This window comes from Pararcticibacter amylolyticus (genome assembly GCF_003130405.1).
Lineage (GTDB): Bacteria > Bacteroidota > Bacteroidia > Sphingobacteriales > Sphingobacteriaceae > Arcticibacter > Arcticibacter amylolyticus.
The window spans coordinates 1-1,169 of the sequence record NZ_QEAS01000079.1; the positions used below are offsets into that span (position 1 = coordinate 1).

The window sequence follows — 1,169 nt, forward strand, 5'->3', positions numbered from 1 at the left end:
CGGGCTCATGAAATAAAGGTCGAGACGGCGAATTGGCCGGATTATGTTTTTACTCCGCAATTTCAAAGACGTCCCCTTGCTGAGTTAGAACGCTTTGTTCTGGAGAACAATCATTTACCTGAGATCCCTTCTGCCCGCGAAGTAAATGATAACGGTATAAGTCTGGGCGAAATGAATGCAAAACTCCTGAAAAAAATAGAAGAGCTAACGCTATACCTGATCGACCAGAACAAAACCATCCAGGAGCAGAACCGCAGGCTAGACATTCTTACAAAGAAGATGAATAAAATGAAGGGGAAAGAATAAGTTGAGGCCCCAAAACGTAAAAGGGCTTTATAATACCCGCTTCAAAAAGCTATATATCCATCACAAGAATCAAATCATTCAACGACATGAAAGGTATCTTATACAACAATAATCCATCAACCATATAACATGATGCTTAAATCAGGAATTATAAAAAATCGCTTTCTGTTAGTCGCCGTGATTAGCTGCGCTGCCTTCTTTGATACTCTGGCCCAAACCAACAAAATAGAGCCTCAGGGGAATGTTGGAATCGGAACATTAAATCCATCTGCCCCCCTTGAAGTGGCAGGTAATTACAATGGACTTACACAAAGCAGAAATGCCATTGTCCTCAGGAACAATGGGGTGACTCCCAACATTTCGAATAGTATTGTATTTGTGGGCAACAATACAAAATTATGGGAAATGACAAATGATTTAGGGGCACAGGGCTCGAATGATTTCTACATCGCGAGTTACATTCCATCCCTGAAGATTCCCTTCTATATTAATGGAAGTGGTTACATAGGAATCGGAAACACAAACCCTACCTCAAATCTACATGTCACCGGTACGACCATTTTAAGCAATCCGTTTGGCAATAATTATGATGAAAACCTTCGCCTGCCTCCTTCCAATAACGGTGATTTCTCATGCATTGCTTTGGGTGCGGTAGCTGGTGCTTCTGGTACAGGGCCTGGTCAATGGTCTATCATAAGGCAGCCTGCGTCTAAGAATTATATATTTTCTGTCAGATATATCTCTGAGGATTACTTTAATATTCTGCCCAATGGAAATATGGGCATCGGCACTACAACGCCTGATGCAAAACTTTCGGTAAATGGGAATATACATGCCAGGGAAGTAAAAGTTGATCTGAACGG

At 41.6% G+C, this 1,169-nt stretch carries 2 pseudogenes; both read left to right on the plus strand.

From position 1 onward, the window contains the following. Nucleotides 1-306, plus strand: a pseudogene (locus tag DDR33_RS26200) (hypothetical protein); the annotation flags it as partial. Nucleotides 307-435: 129 nt separating this feature from the next. Next, a pseudogene (locus DDR33_RS25130) lies at nt 436-1,169 on the plus strand (hypothetical protein); the annotation flags it as partial.